This window comes from Mesobacillus sp. ABV4_180 (assembly GCF_056158485.1).
Genome location: NZ_JBSWTJ010000001.1, coordinates 4,149,880 through 4,165,729, shown reverse-complemented (window position 1 = coordinate 4,165,729; position 15,850 = coordinate 4,149,880). Strand labels below are relative to the sequence as shown.

At 37.1% G+C, this 15,850-nt stretch carries 13 protein-coding genes and 1 pseudogene; all 14 read left to right on the top strand.

Going from position 1 to position 15,850, the window contains the following annotated elements:
• The first annotated feature begins 98 nt into the window (after positions 1-98).
• The 14 genes and pseudogenes from ACXAEA_RS21195 (at position 99) to ACXAEA_RS21130 (ending at position 15,754) form a co-directional block, all read left to right on the top strand.
• Positions 99-4,658: an AAA domain-containing protein gene (locus tag ACXAEA_RS21195; protein WP_475097825.1), complete on the top strand. Its 4,560-nt coding sequence runs from the start codon at positions 99-101 to the stop codon at positions 4,656-4,658.
• Positions 4,659-4,934: 276 nt separating this feature from the next.
• Positions 4,935-5,402, top strand: a complete 468-nt coding sequence (locus ACXAEA_RS21190; protein WP_475097824.1) for a hypothetical protein — start codon at positions 4,935-4,937, stop codon at positions 5,400-5,402.
• A gap of 56 nt (positions 5,403-5,458) precedes the next feature.
• Entirely contained in the window at positions 5,459-6,001 is a 543-nt protein-coding gene (locus tag ACXAEA_RS21185; protein WP_475097823.1) for a superinfection exclusion B family protein, read from the top strand.
• A gap of 95 nt (positions 6,002-6,096) precedes the next feature.
• Positions 6,097-7,176 (top strand): EcsC family protein, encoded by a 1,080-nt coding sequence (locus ACXAEA_RS21180; RefSeq protein WP_475097822.1) that lies wholly within the window; start codon positions 6,097-6,099, stop codon positions 7,174-7,176.
• Between the two features lie 290 nt (positions 7,177-7,466).
• Positions 7,467-8,297: a hypothetical protein gene (locus ACXAEA_RS21175; protein WP_475097821.1), complete on the top strand. Its 831-nt coding sequence runs from the start codon at positions 7,467-7,469 to the stop codon at positions 8,295-8,297.
• Positions 8,298-8,553: 256 nt separating this feature from the next.
• Positions 8,554-9,885 (top strand): CoA-disulfide reductase, encoded by a 1,332-nt coding sequence (locus ACXAEA_RS21170; protein ID WP_475097820.1) that lies wholly within the window; start codon positions 8,554-8,556, stop codon positions 9,883-9,885.
• 139 nt (positions 9,886-10,024) lie between these two features.
• A complete protein-coding gene (locus tag ACXAEA_RS21165; RefSeq protein WP_475097819.1) occupies positions 10,025-10,774 on the top strand; it encodes an enhanced serine sensitivity protein SseB C-terminal domain-containing protein in 750 nt (249 codons plus the stop codon).
• An 11-nt stretch (positions 10,775-10,785) separates the two neighbouring features.
• Positions 10,786-12,015: an HNH/ENDO VII family nuclease gene (locus ACXAEA_RS21160; RefSeq protein WP_475097818.1), complete on the top strand. Its 1,230-nt coding sequence runs from the start codon at positions 10,786-10,788 to the stop codon at positions 12,013-12,015.
• Positions 12,016-12,030: 15 nt separating this feature from the next.
• Positions 12,031-12,480 carry an SMI1/KNR4 family protein gene (locus ACXAEA_RS21155; RefSeq protein WP_475097817.1) on the top strand — a complete coding sequence of 150 codons (450 nt, stop codon included), beginning with the start codon at positions 12,031-12,033 and terminating at the stop codon, positions 12,478-12,480.
• A 193-nt stretch (positions 12,481-12,673) separates the two neighbouring features.
• Positions 12,674-13,060, top strand: a complete 387-nt coding sequence (locus ACXAEA_RS21150; protein ID WP_475097816.1) for a hypothetical protein — start codon at positions 12,674-12,676, stop codon at positions 13,058-13,060.
• A 699-nt stretch (positions 13,061-13,759) separates the two neighbouring features.
• Positions 13,760-14,223: pseudogene (locus ACXAEA_RS21145) on the top strand (antitoxin YezG family protein).
• Between the two features lie 173 nt (positions 14,224-14,396).
• Entirely contained in the window at positions 14,397-14,726 is a 330-nt protein-coding gene (locus ACXAEA_RS21140) for a hypothetical protein (protein ID WP_475097815.1), read from the top strand.
• 24 nt (positions 14,727-14,750) lie between these two features.
• Positions 14,751-14,999 (top strand): Imm59 family immunity protein, encoded by a 249-nt coding sequence (locus ACXAEA_RS21135; RefSeq protein WP_475097814.1) that lies wholly within the window; start codon positions 14,751-14,753, stop codon positions 14,997-14,999.
• Positions 15,000-15,151: 152 nt separating this feature from the next.
• A complete protein-coding gene (locus ACXAEA_RS21130) occupies positions 15,152-15,754 on the top strand; it encodes a hypothetical protein (protein WP_475097813.1) in 603 nt (200 codons plus the stop codon).
• Positions 15,755-15,850 lie beyond the last annotated feature (96 nt).

Here is a 15,850-nt window from a genome sequence, read left to right as displayed (position 1 = left end):
CCCTCCAATTTCCTCTTTTTTCCTCGGTAATAACTCTCTATACAAATCCATATTATGTTAATATTTAATTATAAATGGGTGAAATAGGGAGTGGGGTTATGTCTGCTGATCCTTCAAAAGTAGCTAGGATATTCGAATATTTACTTGCGGTGAAGAATTTAAAGGAAAAGGTTATTCGAAGCGTAAATGAATATGAAAAATTATGGTGGGAAAAGGACTTCCCTAAATTCGATGGTTTGTATATTGGGGGGAACGGAACGAACGAAGAGGCCTGGTATGAGGTTCATAAACAAGAAATCCCTCCGGTACCTAAACTGCCTACTGAGCTTAAAAAGTGGGTCCAAAAATATGATAGTCCAGAAAAAAAGCCTGAATTACATACTAGCTTGGTAAATGGTACAGATGAAGAAGGGAATGACATTATAGAGTCGTTTGAAGATGATTCCGATAGAGTCGATGTATATCATATCTGGTTAAAGAGCTGGGAATCATGGGCTGAAGAAGCTGCACCTAAAAATAAGATTCAAAAAATTTATATGGAGCTCTTTACCTTGTTCCAACGTTTTCAACGTGAGGGAGAAGATTTGGAGCTCGGCTGCGGGCATGGACTTCTACAATGGGACATCGAGGGCCATCAAATTTCACGACATGTATTAGTTACAAAGTTGGAACTAATTTTTGATCCAAAGAAAGGGATCTTTTATTTAATCCCAACAAGTAAAGGTACAGTCATGGAGACCGATATGTTACTTAATGTTGATTTTCCAAATGCAACAAGGCTAATACAAATGGAAAATCAGGTGAGGGAGTTTGATTTTTCTCCTTTAGAAATAAAACACATTAAGCCATTTCTCCAAGAAATTGTTCATACAATTAGTCCTGATGGGATGTATGGTGAAGATAAAAAAGAAATTGTAAGGGGTTTAAATACTCCAACTATCTCATATAGCCCTGGTTTATTTTTGAGAAATATAGGCGGTAGGTTATGGCAACAGGAATTAACTAAGGTTATTGAAAAAGTTAAAGAGGGTTTTCCTGTTCCAAAAACAATTGAGGTATTGACAACTACAGAAATCGAAGGTTCAAGTGATACAACTCATCAAGATAATGCTAATCACGCTTGGAATTCAGTTGGAGAAGAGTTACTATTTCCTCTGCCAACTAACAAAGAACAACAATTGATTGCTCAAAAACTTGCCTCTAATACTGGTGTTGTTATACAGGGACCACCTGGGACCGGGAAAAGTCATACGATTGCAAACCTGATTAGCCATCTACTTGCTCACGGTAAGAGGGTACTTGTTACAAGTGAGAAGGAAAGGGCACTTAAAGTATTAAAAGACAAAATTCCAAAAGAAATTCGTTCACTATGTGTTAGTGTTTTAGGCGGAGATTCTAAGTCAGTTAAGGAAATAGAGGATTCGATTCGGATAATTGCTGAGAATCTAGATACGAAGCAACCGGAAATACTTGATAAAAATATCAATCGGTTAAAGATAGAATTGAAAACCGTAAAAAGAAATATCGCTAAATTCAATACACTGATTAATGAGGCAGCGGCTAGAGAAAATGAAACAGAAACCTTTAGTGGCTTGAACTTAAATCCACTTGAGGGTACGAAGTGGTTACAAAACAATACAACCCATTCGTGGATCCCTGATCAAGTTAAACCGGCTACTGAATTTCCGTTATCACATAAACAACTGTCTCAATTCTTTGAGTTCTTAGGCACTCTTTCAAAAGATGATATTCATTCACTTGAATTGACTAGACCAAGAAAAGAGATATTGCCCAACCCGGACACATTTTCTCAAAGAGTAGATGAGTTCCTTGGAATGGAAAGTGAAAGGAACAAAACAAAGAAATATATTGAAGGTTGGACACCAAAAAACATTAACACGATAAACTTTGATGAATGGATCAGTAAAACCAAAGCTGCGCTCAATAAATTAGAGGAGCTACAAAGTCAATCATGGCTGGCGACTATAATTGATGATTGTATAAAGAGCCCGGAACAATCAAATTATTGGAAACAGTTGGTTGAAGAAGTCCGTGCATCAGTAAATGAAATCCAAGCTCTAGAAAAAGAGTTAATTGAACACAAATTCCATCTACCATCAAGTAAGAGTATGCCGCAGATAAAAGAAGACTTATCAATCCTAAAAGAAAGATTAACTGTAAAACCGAAAATTGGTTGGGTATATAAGAATCTTACAGGAAGGAAGCTGAAGTATTTATTCGAAGAAATAAAAGTCAATGATGTTCCTATACGTGGCTTAGAAGAAGTAGAACTACTGATAAAGAACATCGAACTTAACACACTTAAACAAAAGTTGACGACTAAATGGAACAGAATGTTAGCTGAAATCGATGGACCAGTGATTGAGGTGGATCAGCGAAGGTTTGTGGTTTATTTAAAGGAAATGTGTTCTTCTATTGAGGTTGCTTCAACGTGGGTATTATCTTCGGATAAAGAATTCTCTGAATTGATTGAAGCCATAGGGAAGCAAGGAGTATCGAGATACGCCGATTCTCAATGGTTCAATGAACTTGTTAATGGCTTACTTGCGTTGAAAGTTCAGGAAGACTGGAAAAAGGCGAAGGAGTTCTTTGAAAAGATTGAAGCTTTACTAACCAATGGTAAGAACGAATCATCTTCCCATTCAATCTGGAATGCGTTTTATAATGCATTGAAGAACTTGGATAAAGTAGTTTGGAAAAATAGTTATATAGAAGTCTCCAGGTTAGAAGATTTAGAAGAGGATTATAGAAATTTTGTAGAGTTAAAAGAAGCATTATTTGGAGTTGTCCCTAAGTGGACAATGGAGTTGATGGAAAAAGGCGGTCAGGGAACTCCACTCCTTCCACCTGCTGACTTTAAGGAAGCCTGGTTGTGGAAACAAGTCGACTTTTGGTTAAAGGATTTGCAATCAAAGCCAAAAGTTGAACAGCTAGAGGAACAAAGAAAATTAGAACAATTAAAAGAGCAAAAAGTTATAAAAGAATTAGTTGCTGAATCCACTTGGAAGGAACAAATTCTTAGAACTACAAATAGTCAAAAAAGAAGTTTGTTTGCATGGTTAAAGGCAATTAAGCGTATAGGAAAAGGCACAGGCAAATATACAAACGTATATCGTAAAGATGCAAGCAATGAAATGATGAATGCAAAGGGAGCAATACCTGTTTGGATCATGCCAGTACAGAAAGTGATTGAAAACTTTGAGCTGGCAGAGGATATGTTCGATGTGATTATAATCGATGAAAGCAGCCAAAGTAATTTATTTGCACTCAGTACCTTAATGAGAGCAAAGAAAGCAATCATAGTTGGGGATGAAAATCAGATAAGTCCTGAAAGTGTAGGTACTGAGATTAGTGAAGTTCATGACTTAATCGAACGATATCTGTTTGATATTCCAAATAGCATGCAGTTCGATATTCGCACTAGCTTATATGACACAGCTAACAGGGTTTTCGATAGTAAAATCGTATTGAAGGAGCATTACCGCTGCGTGCCAGAAATCATTCAATTTAGTAATGATTTGATGTATGGCGGTATGATTGACCCTCTTCGTTTACCTCTGGCCAAGGATATGTTTGATCCACCAGTGAAAGCTGTCAGAGTTAAAGATGGATATCGTATTGAGGGTACTTCTAAAGCCATTAATGAACCTGAAGCGGAAGCAATTGTTGATTATATATCAAAATGTGTAGAAGATCCAAAGTATAAAGATAAAACTTTTGGTGTCATCTCTTTACAGGGTCCTGATCAAGCAAGAATTATTGAGAACTTATTACGAGAAAAAATTGGTGAAGAAGAAATGATAAATCGAAAGCTCATTACTGGAGATGCATATGCTTTTCAAGGTGATGAGAGGGATATCATTTTCCTATCCATGGTGATCGCACCGAATGTTCGTTATGCAGCTCTTGCAAAGACATCAGACAATCAACGATTCAACGTTGCAGCTAGTAGGGCAAGAGACCAAATGATACTATTCCACTCAGTAGATGCTAACGATTTGAATCCAAACGATGTTCGATTCAGATTGCTTCAACATTGTAAGAATCCACATCGTGTCCAGGAAGAATTGGAGAATTTTAAAGATGAGTTTGACTCCAATTTCGAAAGAGATGTTTATTCATTGATTTCTTCGAGAGGTTATCGAGTGATACCACAAGTTAAAGTAGGTACCCTAGGTAAGCGAATTGACTTAGTAATTGAAGGTGTGCGCACGCGATTAGCTGTTGAGTGCGATGGCGACAGGTGGCATGGACTAGATAAATGGGAAGAAGACATGGAACGTCAACGTGTACTTGAAAGAGTGGGCTGGACATTCTGGCGTGTGCGAGGAAGTGCTTTTTATGCAAACCCAGCTAAAGCAATGGAATCTTTATGGACTAAGTTAGATGAGATGGGGATAGAACCCAACGTGATAACAGCAGAAGATATTCCTGATGAAAATATTTCTAGACCTATTAGGACGCAAGAGATAGTCCTAAAACCGTCATCTACTCGACAAGTTGAAACAAAATCAAAGTCGGGAAAAAACGCTATTTTTAATGTAGAACAGAAGGATTTGTTTACTTTAGAGTTAGAGGGGCTTCATAAACAAGAGAATTTGTTTGATTTCTTGGAGGAAGATCAGAAAGGATCTTGATATTTTAAATTAATTAAATACATTACTGCCCCTTGTCCTTAAAGGATAAGGGTATTTTTTTGTTATCATGTATGAGAATATTTATAAAATAGGAAACTATATTTTATACAAACTAGAAATGTAGGATGAGTACTATAGAGTATCAAGTTTTTGGATAATTTTGTTAAGTGGTATAGTATAATAGTGGAAGAGTTCTCAAATTACTTTCAAAATTAGAGCTATTCTATTTAGAAAAAGTTGAGTTCTTAAGGTAGGTTTAAACATAGGGGGAGTAATATGGATTTAAAACGAAAAGACTTAACTTTCGAAAATATTTATAATGGGCTACCACAAAGACTCAATGAATTAACCAGTGCTCCTAGGTATGAAATAAAAAATTTAACTCAAGGAACGATAAAGAAGTTGTTAGGTGAAGAGAGTTTGCCGATAGAGGGAGTATTCCTTATTAGTGACCATGTCAAAGGTCAAATGGTCTACGTTGGTCGTTCAAGAAATTTAGCTACAAGAATAGGTGTAGACCTTAGAGCAACAACAAGAGAGCAGGCAACCATATCTTATAAATTAACCACATTAGCTGAATATCCTAATTTGAAAACAATTATAGATGCTAGAGAATTCATGTATAAACACTACTCTGTACAAATGATTAAAATACCTGATGAAAATGAACGAGCGATCTTTCAAATATATGCTGCAATGAAATTGGGAACGATAAAAGTTTTTAATAGTTTTCGAGAAACTTAATCGTTTAAAGGTTAGGTACCATTTAAATTGGATGACTTAAAGGTGTGTTGAAAACCATGAAGATTGATTTCAATATTAAAGAAATACTGACTTTACCTATTTCGATAATGGCTGCATTGTCATTGGCTAGTGGGGTTCTTCTTTTTTCTCCTTCAACATTTGTAGAAAAAATGTTCATGATTGAGTTTCGAGACAAATACGGTTTTACAATTGGAATAGTTTTCATAGTTTCTATTTCTATACTCATTGTCAACCTTTTATATACATTAACTAAATCTATTACTAGTGTAAAAGCGAAAAAGAAATTTTATGCATCAGCAGAAAAAAGGCTAGACAACTTGAATCATTACCAAAAGGCTATATTATTTGCTCTATATCAACAGGATAACCGAACATTACCTCTTCCTTTACATGATGGTGCTGTATTAGAACTTGAACAGAAATTCATGATTGGGAAAGCAACTTCACAATATATGGTAAGTGACCTGAATAATGCAGTTTTCCCATATTTATTGCAACCCTGGGTGTCAGATGAATTGAAAAATAAACCTCATTTACTGGATGATTTTCGAAACGCTTTTGAAAAACAATATAATTGAGCATAAACAAGGGACACATGTCTAACAATAAGAGGTTAGATATGGTAGGAAAGGTCCTCTGTCTTACTAATAATAACTAAGAAAAGAGTGAGATAATGAACGATGGATTAAATTCTTACTTGGATCGAAAAGAGTTGGCTTTGTTAGAAAGCCTCACAAGGGAATATGAAAAATTTATTGAGCCTGGACCAATACAAAAACAATTAATAAAAACAAAGGAAAAGGTTTCAGACATATTGCCAGAAAAGTTTAAGGAGATGACATCTGACGCAATAAATAAAGCGAGTGATTGGACGGTTATAAAAAAAGTTATAGAAAGTGCAGGTAAAGGATTCAGTGTAGTTAATGAAAATTCAGCAAGATATACTTTTAATAAGGACAGTATACTGAAATCTCTGAGGGATGATACCAATCAACTTTATAAGTTTGAGCAAATATGTCAATTAAGAAGTTACTATATAGAAAGTAATGTTATTAATAGAAGAAAATTATTAGATTTACCAACTACTTTCTTAGGTGGGGGAATTACCGGTTTTTTTGGGATATGGGGAGTTCCCTTTAACTTAGCATACACTTTTTTTATGTATTATAGATCTGTACAAGCAGTTGCTTTATATTACGGTTATGATGTGATAGATGATCCTAGAGAATTAGAATTTGCATCCAGTGTTACAATTACATGCTTATCCCCTCAGTTAGAATCAAATGTTGAAAATCTAGGCTCTATAATTTCTAGGATGATGTTTGCTGCCAATATAACAGCCTTAAAAGATTCCTTGTCAAAATTAACTTATCAACAAATGGCTCAAAAAGGTGGAGCTGAGTTATTGTATGTTCAAATACGAGCATTAGCAAATGCTCAAGCAAAAAAAGCACTTGAAAAGGCGGGAAAAGAAGGAGTAGAGGCAGGAATATTTAAAAATCTCCTCGAACAGATTGGAAAAAGGATGGGGAAAGAAACTGGAAAAAAAGCTGTCCCTGTATTAGGTGCTGTTGTGGGAGCTTTATCAGATACTCACACAATGAATAACATAATAAAAGGAGCAAACTTGATTTATCATAAAAGGTTCCTATTTGAAAAAAATATTAGAATGAATGAATTAAATCAGGATAATAGTGTTGATATATTAGATTATGATGAAATTATGAGAATTAATAAAAAAGAAATTGATTAAAAAAGTACTTGGAGTACTGTATTGCACCCGAAAAGTTAGAGTGAAATTTAACATTGGGGTGTTTATTTATGGCTATTTATAGTGATACTTGCAGAGTTTGATTAAATGCTCAGCAATCAATAAATACGATAAGCATTAACATTGCTTATCGTATTTTTTGGCATGAACCAGCAAACTATTTAAAAGCTCCTATCTAACTTGTTCACAAAACCGCCACAATCTTCCCTATCTCACCCTGTCCTTTCCACCCTTTCATCCATATATAAAGGGTGAAAGGGTGGTGCATTAGCATGACAATTAAATCAGCGGTTGTTGAGAGTTTTGCGGAGTATTCACAGTTTGGTTCGTTGAAGGAGTTTAACAATCATTTTGAGATGTGGATGGCGGATAAGAAGCGTTTTTTCAGTAAGGGTGAGTTGATTGGTTTGAAGCGGCTGGCTCGTTTTGCTGCGAAGGTTCCTGGGGTGGCGAATGCCAAGATCGGGACTGTCCTTAAGGCGATTTATGAGGAGTATGGGGAGATGGGGATTTCCCGTTCTACTTTTAAAAGGATGATCCAGAAGGCTAGTGAAATTGGTATTTTCACTGTATATGAAACTGCGCGCAAGAACGGCTCGCAGTCTAGCAACCTGTATGTGTTCAATCGTTTCCCGATAAATGAACTACCGGAAGGCGAGCAATTGAGCCACCAATATAAAACTATCATTCCTTCTGAAACTAACATAAAAAAGAATAATAAACGTGAAGAAAAGGCTGCTGAAGAACAATCTTCTGAAATCACAGAGGTAAAACGCGTTGCTGAAAAAGCACCGGAAGACCATCTTTTTGTCAGTGACCGAGTTCCAAGTGATTTCGTCAATCTTGTAAAATACTTTTATCCAACCGCAAAATCGATCGAAGAATTCTGGCGGATGAGCAAGGTCGCTGCCTACCGTAACAACTATGAAAAAGAAACGGATCTCCTGTTATCACTGTCCCTTGACTCCTTCAAACAGCTCGTCCGAAAGTTGAAAACGAAGGTGGAAGTTAAGAATCCGATTGCTTATTTTACCGGGATCCTGAATAAGAAGTTCCAGGAGCGTTATTTTGAAGAGCTTTATGGTATGATTCCGGTTTGTTGAATTAAGATAATTTTTTTTTAAGGGACATGGGGGCGGTTTTCAATGTCTCGTATAATTCCTTTAGACAGTGGAACCGTCTCTAGGTGTCAGGGGTACTAGAACTCCAATCCGTTACATTGATGGCGATGACGGGAGAGTAATTTTCGCCAAAAGATAAATAGGGTGTTCAAAAGCATTTTTCTAAAGTTACCTATATATAGATATAAATGTTTAAAACTTAATAATAAATGGATACACAAGGAATGGAGGGATGATGATGAAAATACTTATTATTGGTGGAGATGCGGCAGGTATGAGTGCTGCGATGCAAATGGTACGAAACAGCTCTGGACATGAGATCACTGTATTGGAAAAGGGAGGCGTGTATTCATACGGACAATGTGGCCTGCCTTATGTGATCAGTGGGAAGATTGAGTCCACCGATCAGTTAATTGCTCGCACTCAGTCTACTTTTAAAGAGAAGTATGGCATTGATGCACGTGTATTTCATGAAGTCCAAAAGGTGGACATAGAAAATAAAATGGTAAGTGGAATAAACCATAGTAATGGTGAAACGTTCAGCCTTCCATATGACCGTCTTCTGATTGCAACTGGTGTAAGCTCGGTCATTCCAAAGTGGGAGGGCGTGACACTTCCTGGTATTTTCTCATTAAAGACTATCCCCGATGCAAAGGCAATCATGGATTATCTGGAAAGAGATATACATAATGTGACGGTGATTGGCGGCGGATACATTGGGCTTGAAATGGCCGAAAGTTTTGCGGAGCTCGGCAAGAAGGTAACCATCATTGAAAGAAATGAGCAATTAGCCAAAATATTTGATACAGATATGGCCGAACTGATTCATGAGGAAGCAGTAAAGCAAAACATTGTGTTAAAAATGGGTGAATCCGTGGAAGCATTCGGTGGAAGTGACCATGTGGAATCTGTGAAAACCGATAAGGGAGAGTATGAAACAGATTTGGTGCTGGTCGCTGTAGGTGTGAAGCCCAATACTTCCTTTTTAGAAGGAACAGGAATCAAAACAATTGGAAATGGTGCGATCCAGGTAAATGCCTATATGCAAACGAGTATTGAGGATATCTACGCTGCAGGAGATTGTGCTACACAATATCACCGGGTAAAAGAAAAGGATGATCATGTCCCATTGGGAACACATGCCAATAAGCAAGGACAAATCGCCGGATTGAACATGGTTGATGTACATAAAACCTTTAAAGGAATTGTCGGCACTTCCATTATTAAGTTTTTCAGGTTAACCCTGGGGAGAACAGGTCTATCAGAAAAAGAGGCAAAAATAATGAACATCCCCTGTGGCTTTGTAACCATTACAGCAACTGATATCGCTGGTTATTATCCGGATGATAAAAAAATGAAATTGAAACTTGTCTATCATAAAGAGACACATAAGGTTCTAGGCGGGCAAATTATTGGGGAGAATGGCGTCGATAAACGAATCGATGTACTAGCGACGGCCATATATCATTCCATGACAACCGAAGAGCTGCTTGATTTAGACCTGGCATATGCTCCGCCGTATAATGGGGTGTGGGATCCTATTCAGCAAGCAGCTAGGAGAGTGGAGTAGAAACAGAGGGACGGTTCTTGTGTTTTGGTAGTTATTGCTACTTGAAACAGTAGAACCGTCCCTCTGTTTTTTTAAAAAAAGGGATATTTGGATATTTGTGGAATTATATATTGGTTATGTCTAATTTTCAGGAGTGGTTATGAAGAGTAATCATATGAGCGAGTCTTTTGATGATTTGCTGTCTGCGGCTATTGAGGAGCCTTCTAGGCGATTTCATTTTTATAAAGCATTGGTTGAACTTGAACTGGTCGTGATTGGGTCGGTTGCGAATGATGAGACTTTGAATTTAAAGTACATCGAAGAGGATGGCGAACTTGCACTTCCAGTTTTTACAAGCTGGGTGAAGTTCGATTCGGTAATCCAATCAGAGTATCCATATGTGAAAATCCCGGCAGAGTTGCTTTTGGAAATGGTGGAGACGGACATTCCGTGGGTGTTGAATCCTTTTACCGGTTTGAGTAAGAAGGTCATCTGTGAAGAACTGGAAACAATGAAGGACGGCAGAATTCTGCACTATTTTTTCGAACAGTTAAGTGACGAAGAGAAGGAAAGGATTCTGACTGAACAAATAGTGGAGCTTCCGGAAGGTGTAACGGAAAGGTTGCGCTCATGCCTTAAGAAGTTTCCATCTGTAAAAAAGGCCTACATGGTATATATATATAACCCATCGGCTGCTGAACGTCCTTTTCCTCTAATGGCATTGGATGTGGATGCCGTTGAAGAAAGTCTGACTCGAGCAGTTTTTGACGCTATAAATCAACAGGTAGAACAGCAGGTCGAAGTAATGATTCTCGATGATGCCATCCCACTGTCAAACTCCATTGTCGAAGACACTAGGCCATTTTATTTTCGTGAATCGTTAGAAGGATTTCGGACGATGTTTGAGTAGGGGGTAACCGAGTGTCCAAGATTAATATAAATGTGAAGCAGGTGAAGGCTGCCAATAAGGATTTAGTCAACCTATCGTTCCGGGTCGATGTGGTTGGAAACCAGATCTCGTCCGTCAGGCATCAGGTTGATGGCAGGATTGCCTCCCGAAGGAGCATAGGGAGGAATTTAAATGAAGCGGCTGCAAAGGTAAGAGAGGCTGAAAAGAAACTGAATAAAATTCATCAATTCGTTGATGTATCCATGGATTTGTATGTGAAGGCCGATAAGAAAGCGGACCGATTAAAGGAACCCGAGAAGAAGTCGGTCTGGGACAAGATGAAAGATGTGTTTGGAACGGCTAATGATGTCGTATCAGGATTTCGCAAAGGATTAGCTGAGTCAGTTTTTTCTACTGTTGAAGGAATTTGGAACGCCGTCACCCATCCGATTGAGACCGCCAAGGGAATCGTGTATGCCATCAGCCATCCAGTGGAAACAGCCAAAAGCATCTGGAAGTCGATCTCGGATTCCTGGAAGAACGACGTCATAAACGGCGATGCCAAAAGCCGGTCGCAGTTGTTTGGCCGTGCTATAGGAGAAGTCGCCCTGGCGATCATCGGAACCAAAGGTGTCGACAAGGCTGTTAAGATGGCCAAAGGGGCTAGGGTTGTGAAGGAGGGTGGGGGAGTTAGGTTAGTAAAGCCTGAGACTGTGGAGAAAAAGGACGGTGGAGCAATAGTTGAAAAACGCGTAACACCTGAGAAGAAACACAGCGGAGCGGGAGTTGAAAAACAAGAGGTTCCTCAGAAGATAGACGGGAAAGGGGGAATTGGGGATAATGGTGTTAGGAATATAGGAAAAGACTATAAAAACTATAGGGCTGTAGAATATACAGGAACGACAAAGGTGAATGGAGAAATAAGAGATATTAGTAGAAGGGTTTTCCAAAGGGTGGACATTGATTATAAAAGAATTGATTCTAATAGTGGTCTGACAAATTTTGAATTAATGAAAAAGGGCAGAGCACCCATTTGGAAGGATGGAACAACTATTGAACTTCATCATTTAATTCAAAGAGAGCCGGGATCAATGGTGGAAATTCCGGCGAGCATGCATGATGAATATAATAGAATTTTGCATGGTTTGGTGGAGAATGGTGGAAGTTTTAGAAATGATCCTGTTTTAAAAAAACAATACGATAACTTTAGGAGTAAATATTGGAGATGGAGAGCAAAGCAAATAGAGACAAGTGAATTGTAAAAGGAGGGTTCTTGGATGGGTAAAGAGGAATTAATAATTTTTATTAATGAAAATAAGGAATCAGACGACTTTACAGGAGGAGTAGATGAAGGTCAAATAGAACTTGTTCAAAAAGAGCTAGGTGTGGAACTGCCAGATAGTTATAAATGGTTTTTAGCTAGCTATGGATCTGGCGGGTTATACGGAGTAGATATTTTAGGAGTGGGTAAGTCAAATAGAGCTCCTGTCGTCGATAATACAAGGAGATATAGAGATTTAGGACTCGATAAGGATTTAGTAGTTATCGAAGATGCTGGAGAATATGTTTATTGCTTATATACAAGCAACATGGATAATAAGGAGTGCCCAGTGATAGCGTGGAATAGGCCAGATGGGCTGGATAACTACAACACAGCAAAGGATTTTTATGAGTTTTTGTCACAAAGATTGTTGGATGCAAAAGAAGCATGGGAAGAAGATTTTTAAGATAGGTAACTAAATTAAATGGGACCAGTCGAATAAAAAAGACAAGTCATTGTAACGTTTTTGATACTGTAAAAGGCAATAAGGGTGTGAAAAAGGGAGGGTTCTCGCGTTTCATGAGCAATTGCTACTTGAAACAGCGGAACCGTCCCTCTGTTTTTCGTAGATATAAATCAAAATTGAAAAGGTGAATAAAATGATCAGGAACGGTAACTATTGCATTTACAATGGTAGAGAATTTGAACTCTCAGAAGATATGGATGAAAACTTAATAATATTATCTGAGGATCCTGCTTCACTAAAAGAAAAGGGGTTTATCGACCGATTTAATAGCGGCGTTTATAGTAAAGTTGTTAAGCCGAGTGAGTTAACAAAATGTTATAGGATTATCACTAAGGGGAAGGTGGATGGAAAAGACGTTAATATATCGAGCGAAAATGGTGATGAATATTACGTTGGTACCCCAAATGCAGAAATTGCGAAAGATTTGGGTGCAGAACGAACAGATAAATACTATTACGAAAAATGGGTTCCAAAAGAGAGTGTAGAGGTTTTTGAAGAAATTCAAGAAATCAATCTTTAGGTTGGACAATCTAAGATAATAGAGACCATATGAACCTACTTTTTTTCTCTAAGTAAAGGCCTGGTGGCGAGCGAGGGGACAGTTCTTATGTCCCGCAAATGTGAAATGTTAATTGGTGGAAAGCAGAACCTCCATCTGACCCATTGGAAGGATAGTAAAGTGAAATGAAAAAAGAAGAATTACAGCAATCCTTAATCAATGCGAATGTACCCAATGATTTATACAACTTGAATATCGGACTACCTAACGAAGCTTTTGTTTAAATAAAGAAGGTGAAATTTGGGAAGTTTACTATAGTGAACGTGGTGTTAAATCTCAATTAAAGCAATTTCACTCTGAAGAAGTAGCATGTAATTATTTCTATCAAACAATCTTAGAAGTTTTAGGTATATAAAGATTTTGTTTCTCGCAGTTCATTTATACATTAGTGTTGTGAAAAGCATAGGGGATTGACCTTATGCTTTTTTGCATTAGTGCCGGATTGGAAAAATTCTAGACAATAGATGCTAATTGAAGACCAAAAGGGCAAATTTTAAGTATTGGTAGAGTTGAAAAGCAATACACAAATAACGGTGTATTACTAGAAGGTGAAGGCAATCATATATTGTTATCCCAAGGTCGGCCATCAGATCATTATCAATTGCTACTTGAAACAGCAGTACATTCCCTCTATTTTTTTTGCGCGAGGAGGAAAGTTAAATGAATGAAGAAAAGTTAGGGAAATATTATCAAAGAATAGCAGAGGTAATAGTAGAAACTATTCCAGAGATATGGTCCAAGGTTTACCTTTACGGCGAAATTGTTGAGGGTTCTCAAACTGCTTACTTTTATTATTATCCAGAAAATAGTGAACAACCAATATACAGCCATGACATCCCAGAGTTATTCACAATGAGTGAAGTCGAGTACTCTGGAATATGCTAGTTAACCACATTCAAAGTCTGTGGAATGAATTTAAGGATGACGATCAAGAGCCTTGGACGAATCTCACTTTATTTTTGGACAATGAAGGCAATTTTAAAATCGACTATAATTATGATTACTTATCTAATGCAGATTCACACGAAAGAAAAACCATTTGGAAGTATAGACATCTTGGTCTTATGCCTAAAAGTAACTCAGGACGACAGTTTGTAGAAAAATATCTAGAATTGCTTAAATAAAAAATCAACCTATCTTGGAGTTCTATCCTGAATTTATATTAAACGCTAAATACCCTTAAAAACCTTGAATTCTTCAAGGTTTGTTTTTTATAGTGTAGCTTAGGACTGAGCCTGAACAATATTGCATGGATAGTGGGCACTTATATATAAGTAACACAGGAAGAGGTTTAACAATGATTCAAATTGTTCACCAGACAAAAGAATTGTATCTACAATTAAAATCTATCTTAATAAAAGAAAATGATAGAGAAGCCCAAAATATTATAGATCAAATTGAAGCAGGATTAAGGATTATAAACGAATTTGAAGACAGTAATATAAATGAGGATGACTTGATTAGCTTATATAAGGATCTAGAAAGAGTTTATATAAATATCAACCAGCCACATGTTGGATTATCTGATTATTTTATTTGGAAAGATGATTATGAAGAACGAAATAAGGCGAATAAGGACTTAGATTATATTAAAGATAGTCTTCATAAATTATTTGCAAATCACTAACTAAATAGGGGCGGTGTGAAATTATTGAACCGTGAACAAGCGTTGGAAATTATTAAGTTAGAGAAATTGGAAAATTATAACTGGTTCAATGATCATGATCATAAACCTAATGAAATTGTCATTAGTGAATATAAAAATAAATGGCTGGTCGTTACAACAGATGAGAGGTCAAATGAGGTCTCGAAGAAAGAATTTGATAATCTCAATGAGGCACTGGAAAATTTCATTAAACGTCTAAGAGCACAAAAGAAATTTAACGATTTGTATAGGTAAAAGAGTAATGAAGAAGAGACTTAGGGACGGTTCTCGCGTTTCATTAGCATTTGCTACTTGAAACAGCAGAACCGTCCCTCTGTTTTACCTCTGTTTTATCATTGTAAGAATTGACCATATTCTATATATTTGTAAAAGAGGGGGGGAAAAACATGGTATGGTTCTTTATCTCAATATTTCTTGCGGATTTAGTTTTAGGCTTGATGCAAGCACCCGTATGGGCATTTATTTTGGTTAATCTTATTTTTCTCTTAATCTTCATGTTCAAGAGTTTTTATCCGGTTCTTTTTGAAAAGGATTCGGAAAAAGTGTTGAACTTCTTGAAGAATTCGAAGCATCCGCATTTCCAGTTTTTTTATTATTTTTTCAATGATCAGTTGGAAGAGGCGGAGAACAAAATGCATCAAGTCAAATCTCCTTTTTATAAAAGGCTGAATCATGTGAACTTGCTTGTGAAAAGGAAGCAGTTTGGTGAGGCTGAGGAGGTGGCAAGGGGTTTAAAGAATAATATGTATAAATGGTATTCCCTTGCTGGGATTGCACTCGAGCATGGGGATCGTGAATCTTATAAAGTGTACAAAGAGAAAGTCAGGAATCCTTTTTATCGAAGGCTTTTGGAGCTGGAAGAAATGGTCCATGATGGGAAGAAGGAAAAGGTGCTCGCAGAATTGGATCATATGATTCCAAATCTGAGGGGATCAAAGCTGCTCAGTGTTATTCAATATAAAAAAGATCTATTAAAAAGGCATGAGTGAACACAGGGAGTGAACACAGGGACGGTTCTTGCGTTACAGTAGACAGTGCTACTTGAAACAGCAGAACCGTCCCTCTGTTTTAAGGAGGGAGTCTAG